Source organism: Pseudolabrys sp. Root1462 (assembly GCF_001426945.1).
Taxonomy (GTDB): domain Bacteria; phylum Pseudomonadota; class Alphaproteobacteria; order Rhizobiales; family Xanthobacteraceae; genus Pseudolabrys.
Map to the genome: position 1 here is coordinate 726595 of NZ_LMFS01000001.1, position 15453 is coordinate 742047.

Annotated in this window: 16 protein-coding genes; 14 read left to right on the forward strand and 2 right to left on the reverse strand. The window is 65.2% G+C overall.

Features of this window, described 5'->3' with window-relative positions; all coding sequences use genetic code 11:
- The first annotated feature begins 38 nt into the window (after positions 1–38).
- Positions 39–968, forward strand: coding sequence for a LysR family transcriptional regulator (locus ASD45_RS03455; protein ID WP_056910206.1), 930 nt, complete (start codon positions 39–41; stop codon positions 966–968).
- Here the strand turns inward: ASD45_RS03455 and ASD45_RS03460 are convergent.
- Positions 965–1786 carry an AraC family transcriptional regulator gene (locus ASD45_RS03460; RefSeq protein WP_056912569.1) on the reverse strand — a complete coding sequence of 274 codons (822 nt, stop codon included), beginning with the start codon at positions 1784–1786 and terminating at the stop codon, positions 965–967. The two genes, ASD45_RS03455 and ASD45_RS03460, sit on opposite strands and share 4 nt — an antisense overlap.
- Before the next feature lie 122 nt (positions 1787–1908).
- Here ASD45_RS03460 and ASD45_RS03465 point away from each other — a divergent pair, with 122 nt between their 5' ends.
- Positions 1909–2400 carry a hypothetical protein gene (locus ASD45_RS03465; protein ID WP_056910207.1) on the forward strand — a complete coding sequence of 164 codons (492 nt, stop codon included), beginning with the start codon at positions 1909–1911 and terminating at the stop codon, positions 2398–2400.
- A gap of 18 nt (positions 2401–2418) precedes the next feature.
- Positions 2419–2790: a VOC family protein gene (locus ASD45_RS03470; protein WP_056910208.1), complete on the forward strand. Its 372-nt coding sequence runs from the start codon at positions 2419–2421 to the stop codon at positions 2788–2790.
- Positions 2791–2796: 6 nt separating this feature from the next.
- Here ASD45_RS03470 and ASD45_RS03475 read toward each other — a convergent pair whose 3' ends face one another.
- A complete protein-coding gene (locus ASD45_RS03475) occupies positions 2797–3570 on the reverse strand; it encodes an N-acetylmuramoyl-L-alanine amidase (RefSeq protein WP_056910209.1) in 774 nt (257 codons plus the stop codon).
- 338 nt (positions 3571–3908) lie between these two features.
- On the opposite strand from ASD45_RS03475, the gene rsmH reads away from it, so the two are divergent.
- The 11 genes from rsmH to ASD45_RS03530 all read left to right on the forward strand — a co-directional run bounded on the left by rsmH (position 3909) and on the right by ASD45_RS03530 (position 15378).
- Positions 3909–4934, forward strand: coding sequence for a 16S rRNA (cytosine(1402)-N(4))-methyltransferase RsmH (rsmH, locus tag ASD45_RS03480; protein ID WP_244485190.1), 1026 nt, complete (start codon positions 3909–3911; stop codon positions 4932–4934).
- 1 nt (position 4935) lies between these two features.
- On the forward strand, positions 4936–5319 hold the full coding sequence (locus tag ASD45_RS03485; RefSeq protein ID WP_056910210.1) for a hypothetical protein: 384 nt from the start codon (positions 4936–4938) through the stop codon (positions 5317–5319).
- Entirely contained in the window at positions 5316–7076 is a 1761-nt protein-coding gene (locus tag ASD45_RS03490; RefSeq protein WP_056910211.1) for a penicillin-binding protein 2, read from the forward strand. The genes ASD45_RS03485 and ASD45_RS03490 overlap by 4 nt, the downstream gene beginning before the upstream one ends.
- The gene (locus ASD45_RS03495) at positions 7073–8521 is read left to right on the forward strand and encodes a UDP-N-acetylmuramoyl-L-alanyl-D-glutamate--2,6-diaminopimelate ligase (protein ID WP_056910212.1); all 1449 of its coding nucleotides are present in this window, start codon (positions 7073–7075) and stop codon (positions 8519–8521) included. The genes ASD45_RS03490 and ASD45_RS03495 overlap by 4 nt, the downstream gene beginning before the upstream one ends.
- Entirely contained in the window at positions 8518–9951 is a 1434-nt protein-coding gene (locus ASD45_RS03500; RefSeq protein WP_056910213.1) for a UDP-N-acetylmuramoylalanyl-D-glutamyl-2,6-diaminopimelate--D-alanyl-D-alanine ligase, read from the forward strand. Before ASD45_RS03495 ends, ASD45_RS03500 begins: the two co-directional genes overlap by 4 nt.
- 45 nt (positions 9952–9996) lie before the next feature.
- Complete coding sequence (mraY, locus tag ASD45_RS03505; protein WP_056910214.1) at positions 9997–11082, forward strand: phospho-N-acetylmuramoyl-pentapeptide-transferase; 1086 nt, start codon at positions 9997–9999, stop codon at positions 11080–11082.
- Positions 11083–12495, forward strand: coding sequence for a UDP-N-acetylmuramoyl-L-alanine--D-glutamate ligase (murD, locus tag ASD45_RS03510; RefSeq protein ID WP_056910215.1), 1413 nt, complete (start codon positions 11083–11085; stop codon positions 12493–12495).
- Between the two features lie 62 nt (positions 12496–12557).
- Complete coding sequence (locus tag ASD45_RS03515; protein ID WP_056910216.1) at positions 12558–12983, forward strand: signal peptidase II; 426 nt, start codon at positions 12558–12560, stop codon at positions 12981–12983.
- Between the two features lie 2 nt (positions 12984–12985).
- Positions 12986–13714: a prolipoprotein diacylglyceryl transferase family protein gene (locus ASD45_RS03520; RefSeq protein ID WP_056910217.1), complete on the forward strand. Its 729-nt coding sequence runs from the start codon at positions 12986–12988 to the stop codon at positions 13712–13714.
- Between the two features lie 114 nt (positions 13715–13828).
- On the forward strand, positions 13829–14833 hold the full coding sequence (locus tag ASD45_RS03525; RefSeq protein ID WP_056910218.1) for a LamG domain-containing protein: 1005 nt from the start codon (positions 13829–13831) through the stop codon (positions 14831–14833).
- Between the two features lie 2 nt (positions 14834–14835).
- Entirely contained in the window at positions 14836–15378 is a 543-nt protein-coding gene (locus ASD45_RS03530; protein WP_056910219.1) for a hypothetical protein, read from the forward strand.
- Positions 15379–15453: the final 75 nt, after the last annotated feature.

Below are 15453 nucleotides of genomic sequence, written 5' to 3' on the forward strand. Positions count from 1 at the left end.
CTAAGATGGACATACATCTGTGAACGGATGGAACAGATATGGATGCCACATCTGACCTGCGGGTCTTTGTCCGCGTCATGGATCGCGGCAATTTCTCTCAAGCTGCCAGCGACTTAGGGATTACCCCATCGGCCGTCTCGAAGCTGGTATCGCGGCTCGAGGACCGGCTCGGTGTCAGGCTCCTGGAACGGAGCACTCGGCGCTTGGCGCTGACGCCCGAAGGCGAGACGTTCCTCGCCCGTGCCCGGCAGATCGTCGCCGATATTGAGGAAGCCGAAGCCGAGGTGGCACGGGTGCGCGGGGCGCCGCGCGGCAAACTGCGGATCAATGCCGGCACAGCATTCGGTTTGCACCAGCTGACGCGGGCGCTGCCGGAATTTCTCGCGCGCTATCCGGAAATCGACATTGAATTGTCGATCACCGACCGGCTGGTCGATCTCATCGATGAGCAGACCGACATCGCCGTGCGTTCCGGACACATTCCGGAAGGTCCCTTCGTCCAACGCAAACTGGCCGAACTCGAGCGCGTGATCTGCGCGGCGCCGTCCTATCTCGAAAAACGCGGCACGCCGCAGACGGCGGCTGACCTCAAAGCGCATGATTGCATCGTCGTCGCCGGCCCGGGACTCAATCGCTGGCCATTCAAGACGCGCGCCGGCATCGATGTCGTCGAAGTGCGGCCGCGCGTCACCACCGATAGCGCGGAGGCGGCGATGCGTATGGCGATCGAAGGCGCCGGCATCATTCGCCTGTCGGATGTCATTGTCGGCGATCCGCTCAAGAAGGGCGAGTTGGTGCCGCTGCTCACCGCGATCCATCACGTCGAGCCGTTTCCGCTCGCCGCGATCTATCCGACCGGACGCAACCGGCTGCCGCGGGTTGCCGTGTTTCTCGAATTTCTGCGCGAGCGTTTCGGACATGCGCCGTGGCGCATCGCCAATATGGCCGAAGCGCGCAGCAGCACCTAGGCGGCGCGGCTGCCGTTGCGATATTCGCTCGGCGTCGTCCCCATCAGGCGGCGGAAGCGGCGGTTGAAGGTAGACAGATCGTTGAAGCCGGCATCGTAGGCGATCGCCGCCACCGGTTCGTCGCCGGCGCAAAGCCTGAGCGCCGCGCGGCTGAGCCGGGTGCGCAGGATATATTGATGCGGCGTCAGGCCGACGACCTGCCGGAACGTGCGCAGGAAGTGATAAGGGCTCATCGCGGCCTCGCGCGCCAGCGCGGCGACGGTCAGTTTGCTGTCGGCCTCGGCTTCAATGCGACGCGCCGCCAGGCTGACGCGGCGCTCGTCGCGCGCGCTCGGCGTTGCTCGCCGCCGCGCCGGTGTCAGCAGCAAGGCGACGGCGCCGGAGAGCCGCAGCATGATCTCTTCAAAGGCGCCGCTGTCATGCCGGTCGCGCGCAGACTCTGCGGCGGCAAAGATCGGTGTGAGCTGTGGCAATGGCGGCAGGGCCGGGCGGTCGAACTTAGTCGTCGTTGCACCGGCTGCGGCCACCGTGTCCTCGAAGCATTGCGGCGTGATGTGGAAGGCGAGACAGCGATCGCCGGGCGCGTGCTCGTGGCCGCATTCGAAACAGGCGCCGGCATTGCCAAGCAGAAGTGAACCCGGCACCAGCACGGCGGAACCGGCGCGGGTGCGATATTGAAATGAGCCGTGCGTCACCAAGGCGATCGAGACGTCGCGATGCTGTTCCTCGAACGCCTTGTCGCGCGGGCCGCTGTCGCAAGCGACGTCGCGGACCTGCCAGCCCAAGCCTTCGGCGACGATATTGGTGGTGACGGCCATGAACTCGATCCAGCCCGTTGGCGAGGCGTTTTGGTGAAACGCCTCGCCGCAGAATAGCAATTTTTCCCAAGCACGACAAAGCCCGGGCGGTTAGCTCTGTGCTGTAAAGACGGAGCAATGCGATGGCCCTGCAAACTTCCCGATTCATCGAAACCTTGACGTCCGCCGGTCCGGCGCCGGACCGCGCCGACAAACTGGCGCTTTATGGGCAGTTCATCGGCGACTGGACGTTCGACGCCACCGTCAACAAGGACGACGGCACCCAGCATCGCGGGCAGGGCGAGATCCATTTCGCTTGGGTGCTCGACGGCCGTGCCATTCAGGACGTCTGGATCCTGCCCGGCATCTTTTACGGCTCGACCTTGCGGGTCTACGATCCGGGCATCGACGGCTGGCACATTCTGTGGAGCGATCCGCTGAAGCAACTCTACACGCGGCAGATCGGCCGCGCCCAAGGCCGCGATATCGTGCAACTCGGCAATGCCGATGACGCTCATATCCGATGGAGCTTTACCGAAGTCACGTCCGATTCTTTCCGCTGGCGCGGCGAACGCTCGGCCGACGGCGGCGCGACCTGGTTTCTGCAAGCCGATTTCCGCGCCCGACGCAACTGATCAACACGGAGGCAAGACATGTTCGACCATATTTCGATCGGGGTGCGTGATCTCGCACGCACGCGCCGCTTCTACGATGCGGCCTTGGCGCCGCTCGGCGCGACGTTGAAATACCAGCGCGATGACATGCTCGGCTATGGCCGCGACGAAATTCAATTGTGGATCGGTCCTGCGAAGCGGCCGGTGCCTGCCGACATGGAATCCGGTTTGCACTTCTGTTTCACCGCACCGAGCCGCGACAGTGTCGCCGCGTTCCACGCCGCCGCGCTGAAGACGGGCGGCACCGACAACGGCAAGCCCGGCCTGCGCAAAGACTATGGCGACAACTATTACGCCGCCTTCGTCATCGATCCGGATGGCTATAGGCTCGAAGCCTATTGCGGCAAGTAGCGGCGGTCAGCCGAGCGGCGGCGGCCGCGTGTCGACCAGTGCGCGCAAAGTCATCTGCGTCGACGGATCGGCGATGCCGTCGACGCGCGCCGGCCGGAAGTGGCGCTGGAAGGCGATGACGACATCGCGCGTCGTGTCGTCGTACTGGCCGGTCTCCTCGACGCCATAACCGTAAGCGGCGAGCATCCGCTGCAGCCGCGCCACACCGTCGCTGCGGTCGCCCGGGTGCAGCTTGACGCCGTCCATGTTGGCGGGTGCCGGGCGGACCCAGTGGCCGATGCCGGAGTCGCTCAGCAGTTCCCACGGAAACTTTTCGCCGGGGTCCTGCTTGCGCGACGGCGCGACGTCCGAATGCGCGAGCACACGGTCCGGGCTGATGGGGCCGCGCCGCGTGATGATCGCCTTGCAAAGTGAAATGACGGCGGCGGTCTGGCGCAACGGAAAGTCCGCGTAGCCGAATTCATGACCGGGATTGACGATCTCGATGCCGATCGAGCACGAATTGATGTCGGTCTCCCCGGCCCAGAACGACACACCGGCGTGCCAGGCGCGCTTGGTCTCGGGTACGCACTGGACGATGCGGCCGTCCTCAAACACGACGTAATGCGCGGACACCTTGGAGTCGGCCGACGTCAGCCGCTCGAGGGCGGCTTGGCCGGTCTGCATGCCGGTGTAGTGCAGGAGGATCAGGTCCGCGCGCCGACCGTCGGCGCGTTCGTCCCAATTTGGGGACGGCACGACATCGGCAACGACGAAAGAGTCCGGCTGAAAGGCGGCCATGGCCGGGAATAGTCCAGTTCGACAGGAGGTGAGGTGGGTTCTATTTGCCCTCGCCGCCGCGGAAATCAACCCGCGCCTCGTTTTGGCCCCGGAATCGAAACAAATCCTTAAGTTTAAGAGTGGCTTAATGGCGAACTCGCGCTGCGTCGGTCCTTTCTCGAAAGTTCCGTCGCGGGTCCGTCCATTAATGCCGCTTTTTGCCCATGATCGCCGCCGCAATCTCGTTCAGGAAGGCCAAAGCCTGCTGCAATGAGGTCCCGGCACTCGGCCGGGCGCGGTGGCACCTTGGCGGCCAAAGCCGGGGAAGCCGAAACAATTCGCGGGGATTGGCTCGAAGCATGATGGCGCTGCGCGACGATTCCCGGTTCGCCATGCCGCATATCGCGGTTCTCGAACGCCAGGCGGTCGAGTTCCTGGCGGTGCGCGACGGCGGCGTCTACATCGACGGCACTTTTGGCGCCGGCGGCTACACCCGCCTGATTCTCGATGCGGCGCCGGATGCGCGCGTCATCGGCATCGATCGCGATCAGAGCGCGGTGGCGCGCGGCGCCGATCTGGTCGAGGCGGCAACGGGCCGCCTCACTCTGGTCGAAGACCGCTTCTCCAATCTCGACGGGGTCGCCGGCGATTGCGGGGCGTCGGCGGTCGACGGCATCGTGCTCGATATCGGTGTGTCGTCGATGCAGCTCGACCAGCCGGAGCGTGGCTTTTCCTTCCGTTTCGATGGGCCGCTCGACATGCGCATGGGCGGCGACGGCCCCGACGCCGCCGACGTCGTCGCCGCGGCAAGCGAGCGCGACCTCGCCGACATCATCTACCGGCTCGGCGAAGAGCGGCATTCGCGCAGCGTCGCGCGCGCCATCGTCAAGGCACGCGCTGAAGAGCCGATCCGCACCACGGCACGGCTCGCCGCGATCGTCGCCTCCGTGGTCCGCGCCAAGCCGAACGAGATTCATCCGGCGACCCGCACGTTCCAGGCGCTGCGTATTTTCGTCAATGACGAACTCGGCGAACTCGCGGCCGCATTGCTCGCCGCCGAACGAATCCTAAAGCCGGGCGGCCGTCTGGCCGTGGTCTCGTTCCATTCGCTCGAAGACCGCATCGTCAAGTCATACCTTGCCTCGCGCGGCGAAACTCGTGCCGGTTCGCGCCATATGCCGGATGTCGCGCGCAACGAAGCGCGCTTCGTCACGCTGACCAAGAAGCCCGTCATCGCCGATGAGGACGAAGTCGCGCACAATCCGCGCGCGCGCTCGGCCAAGCTGCGCGCTGCCGAGCGCACCGCCGCACCGGCGCTTGCCGGCGATCTCGACGACCTGCTGCCGCCGCTGCCGCCCATCGACGACGTGATGAGAGGCGGCTGACATGATGCGTCTCGTGCACATCCTGGTCATCGCCGCGCTGATCTCGGCGGCAACCTACGTCTACAAGATCAAGTTCGATTCAACGCTGCAGGCCGAACGCGTCGCCAAGCTGCGCAACGAGCTGCGGCACGAACACGACGTCGTCGCCAACCTGCGCGGCGAATGGGCCAGGCTGCAGACGCCGGCGCGGATCCAGGGCCTCGCCGAACGCCATTTGAAGTTGCAGCCGATGCAGACCAATCAATTCGACACTTTCGATAATCTGCCGCCCCGTCCGCCTGAGGTGCCCCCGCAGGAGGATCCGATCGCCTCCATGATCGCGCCGGGCCAGAAGGCGCCGACGGAGACGACGGGCAGCATCGCTAACCGCGGAGTGACGCGATGAGCGCGGTAGACACCGGAGCACAAGCCGCACCGGCAAAGCGTGGCGAAACGCGACTGCAGCGCCTGTTTCGCACCATGCTGTACGGCGCCAACGTCGATCGCAACGTCAAGGCCAAGGCGCGCCTGCTGCTGGCCATGGTGGTCTTCATCGGTCTGTACGGAATCATCGCCGGCCGCCTGGTGATGTTCGCGGTCATCAGCGACGGTCATAGCGGCCGGCGCAGCGTCACCCAGGATGCGGTCGCCACCGCTCGTCCCGACATCATCGATCGTCGCGGCTCGATCATTGCCACCGATGTGAAGACGCCGTCGTTGTTCGCCGAGCCGCGCAAGCTGATCGACGTCGATGAAGCGGTCGAGCTTCTCACCGCGACATTGCCCGATCTCGACGCCAAGGAATTGCGCGAACGGCTGTCGTCGAACCGCGGCTTCGTGTGGCTCAAGCGCGAAATCACCGCCAAGCAGCAGAAGGAAATCTACAGGCTTGGCCTTCCCGGCATCGGCTTCCTCACCGAGAACAAGCGCATCTATCCGAACGGCCCGGTGGTCTCGCACGAGATCGGTCACGTCAACGTCGACAACCAGGGCATTGCCGGCATGGAGAAGTGGCTCGACGGGCAGGGGCTCGCCGCGCTGCACATGGCCGGTCTCGCCACCGATCGTTTGCAGCGGCCGGTCGAACTCGCGCTCGATTTGCGTGTGCAGTTCGCCCTGCGCGACGAACTGGTCAAGGCGCGCGAGAAGTTTTCCGCCAACGCCGCCGCCGGCGTTGTGCTGAACGTCAACACCGGCGAAGTGGTCGCCATGGTGTCGGAGCCGGACTACGACCCAAATAACCCGCGCGAGGCCAACGATCCGACCCGCATCAACCGGTTGACCACCGGCGTGTTCGAGATGGGCTCGACGTTCAAGATCTTCACCCTGGCGATGGGGCTCGACTCCGGGCGGGTTACGCTCAATTCCCAGTTCGATGGCCGCCAGACTTTGCGTTACGGCCGTTTCACCATCCATGACGATCATCCGCTGAACCGCATGCTCAGCGTGCCGGAGATCTTCACCTATTCATCGAACATCGGCGCCGCGCGCATGGCACTGTCGCTCGGCCCGGAATATCACCGCGCCTTCCTGAAGAAGATGGGCCAGCTCGACAGGCTGCGCACCGAAATTCCGGAAAGCGCAGAGCCGATCGTGCCGAAGCGCTGGGGCGAACTCAACACCGTGACGATCGCCTTCGGTCACGGCCTCTCGGTCGCGCCGCTGCAGGCGCTGATGGGCGTCGGCGCGGTCATGAACGGTGGTCTCCTCATTCCGCCGACCTTCCTGAAGCGAACACCGGAGGAGGCGCGCGCCCTGGCGACGCAGGTCCTCAAGCCCGAGACTTCGAAACAGATGCGCTATCTGATGCGCCTCAACTCGGAGAAGGGTACCGGCACCAAGGCCAACGTCGCGGGTTACTATATTGGCGGCAAGACCGGCACGGCAGAAAAGGTCATCAACGGCCGCTATGCCAAGAACAAACTGTTGACCGATTTCATCGCTGTCATGCCGGCCGACAAACCGAAATATTTGCTGCTGATCATGCTCGACGAGCCTCATGGAAGTAAGGAAACCTACGGCTTCGCCACCGCCGGCTGGAACGCCGCGCCCACGGCGGCCAAGGTGATTTCGCGCATCGGTCCGTTGCTCGACATGCAGCCGCGCTTCGATCTGCCCAACGCCGACCAGTTGATCCTGGCGAGCGACAAGGTGGTGCGGTGAACCTCGGCGATCTCTTACCCGAGGCCAAGATCGATCCGGGTTTCGCCGCTGTGGCGATCACCGGGGTCTCATCCGACAGCCGCAAGGTAAGGCCGGGCTTTCTCTTTATCGCCATTGCCGGCAACAAGGCCGACGGCGCGGAGTACGCTGCCAAGGCGGTGGAAGCGGGCGCCGTCGCGGTTGCCGCCGAGCATCGGCCGGCCGAACTGCCGACTCATGTGGTCTTTATCGAGGTCGGAAACGCACGGCGCACGCTGGCGATGGCGGCCGCGCGCTATTATCCGCGGCAGCCGGAGACCATCGCCGCCGTCACCGGCACCAGCGGCAAGACGTCGGTCGCCGCTTTCACGCGCGAGATCTGGACGACCCTGGGCTATCCGGCTGCCAGCATCGGTACCGTCGGTGTCGTTTCGCCGAAGGGCGAGATCTACGGTTCACTGACCACGCCAGATCCGGTCGACCTGCATCGGTCGCTCGATGAACTGGCGGGCGAGGGCGTGACCCATCTGGCGCTGGAGGCCTCCTCGCACGGGCTCGATCAGCACCGGCTCGACGGCATTCGCATCGCTGCCGGCGCCTATACCAATCTGTCGCGCGATCATCTCGACTATCATCCGACGCTGGAAGCCTATCTCGCCGCCAAGCTGCGGTTGTTCTCGGATCTGATCGCGGCGAACGGCACCGCGGTGATCAATGCAGATGACGCGCACGCGCCGCAGGTCATTGACGCAGCGGTCAAACGCGGCCTCAAGCTGATGACGATCGGCGAAAGCGGTGATGGCATTCGCATCGCCCGCGTCGCCATAGACGGGTTCGCCCAGCGCGTGACATTTGCACACGCCGGCGAGACCTATGACGTGAAGCTACCGCTGGTCGGCGCGTTCCAGGTCTACAATGCCGCCGTGGCGGCGGGGCTCGTCATCGCCACCGGCGGCAAGCCTGCATCCGTCTTCACCGCGCTTGCGAAACTCACCGGCGCCAAGGGCCGGCTTGAGCTCGCCGGTAGCTATCGCGGCGCGCCGATCTTCATCGACTATGCGCACAAGCCGGATGCACTGGACAAGGCGCTCGAGGCGCTGCGGCCCTATGCCAGCGGAAGGCTCGTCGTCGTGTTCGGCGCCGGCGGCGATCGCGATCCAGGCAAGCGTCCGATCATGGGCGAGGTGGCGCGTGCCGGGGCGGATCGCGTTATCGTCACCGATGACAATCCGCGCAGCGAGCAGCCGGGTGCGATCCGCGCTGCGATTCTTGCCGCCGCCCCTGGCGCCACGGAGATCGGCGATCGCGCCGAAGCGATCCGCGCCGGCATCGCCGGCCTCGAAGCCGGCGACGTGCTGTTGATCGCCGGCAAAGGACACGAGACCGGCCAGATCGTCGGCGGGAAGGTGCTGCCGTTCTCCGATCATGAGGCCGTCGCAAAGGTACTGAAGGACTTGGCGAGATGACCGCGCTTTGGACCCTTTCGGACATGGCCCGCGCGATGCACGCCGATACCACCGGCACGCCGGCATCCGATGTCACCGGCATTTCGATCGACACGCGCACGATCGCCAAAGGCGAAGCATTCTTCGCGCTCACCGATGCGCGCGACGGGCATGACTTCGTCGAAGCCGCGTTGCAGGCCGGCGCCGGCGTGGCCGTGGTCGCCCGCGAGCGGCGTTCGCGCTTCGCCGCCGATGCGCCGTTGTTGTTGGTCGATGACGTGCTCGAGGCGTTGCGTGATCTCGGCCGCGCCGCACGCGCCCGCACCGACGCCAGAATCGTCGCCGTCACCGGTTCGGTCGGCAAGACCGGTACCAAGGAAGCCTTGCGACTAGCGTTGTCAGCGGACGGCGCGACCCATGCCTCGGCGGCTTCATATAACAATCACTGGGGCGTGCCGTTGTCGCTGGCGCGCTGCCCGGCCGACGTCAAATACGCGATTTTCGAAATCGGCATGAACCACGCCGGCGAGATCACGCCTTTGGTGAAGATGGTGCGCCCGCACGTCGCCATCGTCACCACGGTCGAGCCCGTGCATCTGGAATACTTCGGCTCGGTCGAAAAGATCGCCGATGCCAAGGCCGAGATCTTTCTCGGCATCGAACCGGGCGGCGCCGCGGTGATCAACCGCGACAATGCGCAATATGAACGGCTGGCGGCGGCGGCCAAGGCGGCCGGCGTCAGCCGCATTGTCAGCTTCGGCGAACACGAATCCTGTGACGCGCGGCTGATGCGCTTCGCGCTGCGTCCCGACACCTCCTGCGTTCACGCCGATATCCTCGGCAACGAAGTGCATTACAAACTCGGCGCTCCGGGCCGGCATCTCGTCGACAACTCGCTCGCCGTACTGGCGGCGGTGTCGCTGATGGGCGCCGATCTCGCGCTCGCGGCGCTGGCGCTTCGCAAATTGCGGGCGCCGACCGGGCGCGGTGCGCGAATCGTTCTGCGCGTGAATGGCGGCACGGCGCTCCTGATCGACGAAAGTTATAACGCCAATCCGGCGTCGATGGCGGCGGCCATTGCGCTGCTCGGCCAGGCCGAAGTCGGCCCGCGTGGCCGGCGCATCGCTGTTCTGGGCGATATGCTGGAACTGGGCGGCGACGGTGCGGCCTTGCACCGGGCGTTGGCGGCCAATCTCGAGACCGGCCATATCGATCTTGTATATTGTTCTGGACCGCTGATGCATTCGCTGTGGGAGGCTCTTCCCTCGGGCCGCCGGGGCGGCTATGCCGGGACGGCGGCGGAATTGGAGCCTGCCGTGCTCGGCGCCGTGCGTCCTGGCGACGCGGTGATGGTGAAGGGCTCGTTCGGCTCCCGAATGGCTCCTATCGTCAAGGCGTTAGAACGAGTCTATGCGGGCAGCCCGGCGCCTGAGGCGGATGCCGGAGCCTGATCGAAGCTCCAGGGCGGCAATGCCTGACGATACAAGGCGACCTCGATGTTTTATTGGCTGACAGAACTTTCCGACAAGGTCTCGTTCTTCAACGTATTCCGTTACATCACCTTCCGGACCGGTGGTGCGGTCGTCACCGCCCTGGTGTTCGTCTTTCTGTTCGGCAGTCCGATCATCGACATGCTGCGCCTGAAACAAGGCCGCGGCCAGCCGATCCGCACCGACGGACCGCAATCGCACCTCGTCACCAAGAAAGGCACGCCCACCATGGGCGGGCTGATGATCCTGTCGGGACTGCTGGTCGCCACACTGCTGTGGGCGAATCCGATGAATCCCTATGTCTGGATCGTGCTCGGCGTCACGCTCGCTTTCGGCCTGATCGGCTTCTACGACGACTATCTGAAAGTGACCAAGCAGACCCATGCCGGGTTCTCCGGACGCACCCGCCTGCTCGCCGAGGCGTCGGTGGCGGTCCTCGCCTGCACCGCGATCGCCTATATCGGCAAGGGATCGATGGCGACGTCGCTGGCCTTTCCCTTCGTCAAGGAACTGGTGATCAACCTCGGCTGGATGTTCGTCATCTTCGGCGCCTTCGTCATCGTCGGCGCCGGCAACGCGGTGAACCTGACCGACGGCCTCGACGGCCTCGCCATCGTGCCGGTGATGATCGCGGCGGCGAGCTTCGGCCTGATCTCCTACGTGGTCGGCAACGCCCTGTTCTCCGAATATCTGCAACTGCACTACGTCGCCGGCACCGGCGAACTCGCGGTGGTCTGCGGCGCGGTGATCGGCGCCTCGCTCGGCTTCCTGTGGTTCAATGCGCCGCCGGCCTCGATCTTCATGGGCGACACCGGCTCGCTGGCGCTCGGCGGAATGCTCGGCACCATCGCGGTGGCGATCAAGCACGAGATCGTGCTCGCCATCGTCGGCGGCCTGTTCGTGCTCGAGGCGGTGTCGGTGATCGTGCAGGTGGTGTCGTTCAAGCTCACCGGCAAGCGCGTCTTCAAGATGGCGCCGATCCATCATCACTACGAGCAGATGGGCTGGACCGAACCGCAGATCGTGATCCGGTTCTGGATCATCGCCGTGGTGCTGGCGCTCGCCGGACTGTCTTCGCTCAAGCTGCGCTAGATGATCCCCGTCACCACCTTTGCTGACAAGAAAGTTGCCGTCTTCGGCCTCGGCGGCTCGGGGCTGTTGACCGCGAAGGCGCTGAAGGCGGGCGGCGCGCATGTCATCGCCTGGGACGATGCCGCGCTGAAGATCGAGCAGGCCAACGCCGCCGGCATCGAAACCGCCAATCTCGCCGATATCGACTGGTCGGACGTCGCCGCGCTGGTGCTCTCTCCCGGCGTCCCGCTGACCCACCCGACACCGCACTGGACGGTGCAGCGCGCCAAGCGCGAAGGTGCTGAAGTCATCGGCGACATCGAGCTGTTCTGCCGCGAACGCGCGGTGCAGGGCCCCGACTGTCCGCTGGTCGCGATTACTGGCACCAACGGCAAGTCCACGACGACCGCGCTCACCGCCCACCTGATCACACACGCCGGCCGCGACGCCCAAATGGGCGGCAACATCGGCACGCCGGCTCTGGCGCTCGAACCTTTCACGCCGGGCCGGCACTACGTGCTCGAAGTCTCGTCCTACCAGATCGATCTCGCGCCCTCGCTGCGGCCGACGGTCGGCGTTTTCATCAACCTGACGCCGGATCATCTCGACCGTCACGGCACCATGGAGAACTACGCCGCTATCAAGACACTGGTGGTTGCGCAGGTGGAGCCGGGCGGCACCGCCGTGCTTGGCGTCGACGATCAGTGGACCCGCGCCGCCGCGGACCGGCTCGAGCGCGCCGGCCGCAACGTCGTCCGCGTCTCGATCGAGAGCACGCTGCGCGATGGTTATTTCGCCGACGGCACCCGCATCATGTACAGCGTCGGCGGCAAGCCTTATCCGGCGGCGCAACTGACCGGCATCGGCTCGCTGCGCGGGTCGCACAATGCGCAGAACGCCGCCTGCGCGGTCGCGGCCTGCGTCGCCCTCGGCATCGACCTCACCGCGATCCAGAAGGGTCTCATCTCATTCCCCGGTCTGGCCCATCGCATGCAGACCGTCGGCCGCAAGAAGACCGCGGCCGGCGACATTCTCTATGTCAACGACTCGAAGGCCACCAATGCCGACAGCACGTCGAAGGCGCTGGCGAGCTTCCACGATATTTTCTGGATCGCCGGCGGCAAGCCGAAGGCCGGCGGTATCGAAAGTCTCTCGGAATATTGGCCGCGCATCCGCAAGGCGTATCTGATCGGCGAGGCGGCGGCGGAGTTCGCCCGGACGCTCGACGGCAAGGTTGATTACGAAATCAACGGCGTCTTGTCGGCCGCGATCGATGCCGCGACTCGCGACGCCGAGGCCGCGGGGCTGAAGGAAGCCGTTGTGCTGCTGTCGCCGGCCTGCGCCTCCTTCGACCAATACCCGAACTTCGAAGTGCGCGGCAAAGCCTTCGTCGATCTCGTGCTCGCGATCCCCGGCACAATCCCGGTCGGCTGACAGGGCTTCCTCTCTTCAATCGGCGGCTGTATCGTTCGCTTCACCGGGCAGGTGAGGGGACTATGGTGTGGCTTGAATTTCTGGCCGCCGCCGCGACCGCTGTCGGAGCCGATCAGGTTCTGAAGGCGCGCGTCCTTGCCGCTCCGCGCCTTGCGCCGGCGCCGTCACGGTGGGGCTACGTTTCGATCCGCTGCACGATCAATCGCCGCATCGCGCTCGTGTCGCAGTCGGACAGCGGCATCGCCATGGTGTGGGTGCTATGCGCCGCGCTGAGTTGCTTCGCGCTCGGTCAGGAGCCGCTCGCCGACAACGCCCTCGGCGCGACCGGCCTTGGTCTCGCGCTCGGCGGCATCACCGGCAACGTCATCGATATCCTGCGGCGGCGTGGCGTCGTCGACTTCATTGCGCTGGGCTCGTGGACGATCTTCAATCTCGCCGACGTCGCCATCCTTGGCGGCCTGGCGCTCGCCGCCGCATCATTGGTGTAGCCATGCTGCCGGTGCTGTTCGCCTGGCGCGGCATCGTCCTTCATAGCTTCCCCGTGATGATCTATGCCGCGCTGCTGACCGCGCTCATTGTCACCGTGCAGCTTGGCCAGGCCGCCGGTCTTGATCCTGACCGCATCGCAGCCGCCGTGCTCCTGTCTTACGTTCCGGCTTTCGCATGCGCACGCGCGCTCTATGTCGCGCGACATTGGGATCACTTCCGCGAGGATCCCATGCGGATGCTCCGGCGCTCGGAGGGCGGGCTGTCGCTGTTCGGCGGCATGTTCGGCATGTTTGCCGGGATCGCGCCGCTCTCCTGGATGTTCGGGCTGCCGCTCGCGCCGCTGTTCGACGCGCTGGTGCCGGGCGTGCTCGCCGGGCTCGCGGTCGCCAAGGTGGCTTGCGTGCTCAATGGCTGCTGCTGCGGCCACGAAAGCGATCACTGGTGCGCCGCCAAATTGCCGGATGAACGCGGCCGGTGGCGTCGGCGGTTGCCCGCTCCGTTTCTGGAGATGGGGTGGGCGCTTATCGTCTTCACGCTGGCTGTGGCAGCGCTGCAATCATCGCCGCGGCCGGGTTTGGTCGCCTGCGGGGCGCTCGCCTTGCATACGGCGGGGCGTATGGTCCTGCAGGGTCTGCGCGACGAAGGCGCCCGCGAAGACGCCGCCGTTCGTCGCAATTGTCTGATCCTGATGGCCGCGGCCGGGCTCACGGGTCTTTTCATTCTTCTGTGACCGCCGCCCGCCGGTCATTTGACATCACACGCAGTAATAGTATCGTTCCATCGATCTCTTCATAATTGCAATGAGCTTTCGGCCCGTTTTTCGTCCGCGCTGGTGGGGGAATTCATGACGGCGTCACTTCTTGCGATCGTGGCGATCGCGCTTCTTGCTCTTATTTCCGGTGTCTGTTTCGTAGGCTGTGTGTTGCAAACCGGCGGGCTCGGCGGCGATCCGGAGCCGCGGAAGTTCACCAAATACAGTGACGTCGATGTGCTGCAGAACACGTCCTGCGTCGCGTACTGGCCACTCGACGAAGCCTCGCCGGCCGATCCCAGTGGAATCATCAAGGCCCATGACGCCAAGGGCTCGAACAACGGCGAATACAAGCACAAGGGCAATGCGGCCGCGCTGTTTCCCTGTCCCGGCTTCGAGGTGTCACCCGGAGTCAACTCGGCGCAAGCCAACGGATTTCTCTCGTTGGGAGTCGAGTCGCTTCTGCCCGGCGACGCGAAGCAGCCGGGGAACGATCCCAACGTCCTGACGACGGGCATGCAGGCCGATGGCGCCTTCGTCACCGTGCCGCTGAGCAGCGTTATCAATCCGCCGCCGCCATTCACCATCGAAGCCTGGGCGCGTCCCGAATGGGCTGATGGTGGCCTGCCGACTTTGCATGTCCTTCTCGATGCCCGCGGCAATGTCGGCATGTCGCACGGCGGCTATGCGATCTGGGTCAACACGGATGGCAACTGGGAAGCTGTGGTCATCGGCACCGGCCCGTCCAATGCCGTTGTCACCGCAGACAAGGCGGCTCTGTCCACGGTCACGCATGTGGTGCTGACTTACGACGGGACGAATGCGACGCTGTTCACGAATGGCGTTCGTGCTCCGCAGTCCGCATCCTTGCCGATGGGGCAGACCTTCAGCCCCAACGCAACTGTGCCGCTGGTGATCGGTGTCGGTAATCCGTCCCTGCCGCCGCGCACGCAGCAGGGCGATCTCAACTTCTTCCCGCTGTTTCCGTTCAAGGGCACGATCCAGGATGTCGCGGTTTACAATGCTGTGCTGTCGGATGACGTCATCAAGCAGCATTTCGACGACGGCAGCGGTAAGACGACGTTGCCGGCGGGCTGATCGTGGCTTCCACACCGTGCGACTATGTGCGCAGTCCGCCCGGTGAAATCGTCAACGGTCTGCGGCGCGGCGATCTCGTGCTCATTCGCGGGGCCGGCTGGCTCGGCCGCGCCATCCGGCTCGGCGCGTGGCGGCGTTTCGGGCCGGAGTTTCCTCGCTACGGCTACTGGAGCCATGCCGCTCTCGTCGTGAATGACCACGGTCATCTGCTCGAGGTCCATGCGCGCGGCGTCGCGCTCTGCGACATTGAAAAATACCGCGACGTCGATTTTTGCCACGTTCGCCTGCCGCTCGGCGACCGTGCCCGCTACGATGCTTCGACCTTTGCCTGCGCCTTTCTCGGCCAGCGCTACGACATCTGGGGCTTCGTCCTGCTGGGCCTCTCCGTCACCCTCGGCGACGTTTTCCGGGTGCCGGACACTGGCAGGCCCGGCTGCGTGTCGCTCATCGTGCGGGCGCTCGAGCGGGCCGGGCTTTCATTCGACCGGCCGCCGGCCGACATGATGCCCGCCGATCTGGCCAGGCAATTCGGGGTCGTGCCCTGAACCATGAATGTCATCCCCGCAATAGCGGGCGGTCCTGACAAGCGGCGCTGCGATGAGGTCGAACGCCGGCTTTCG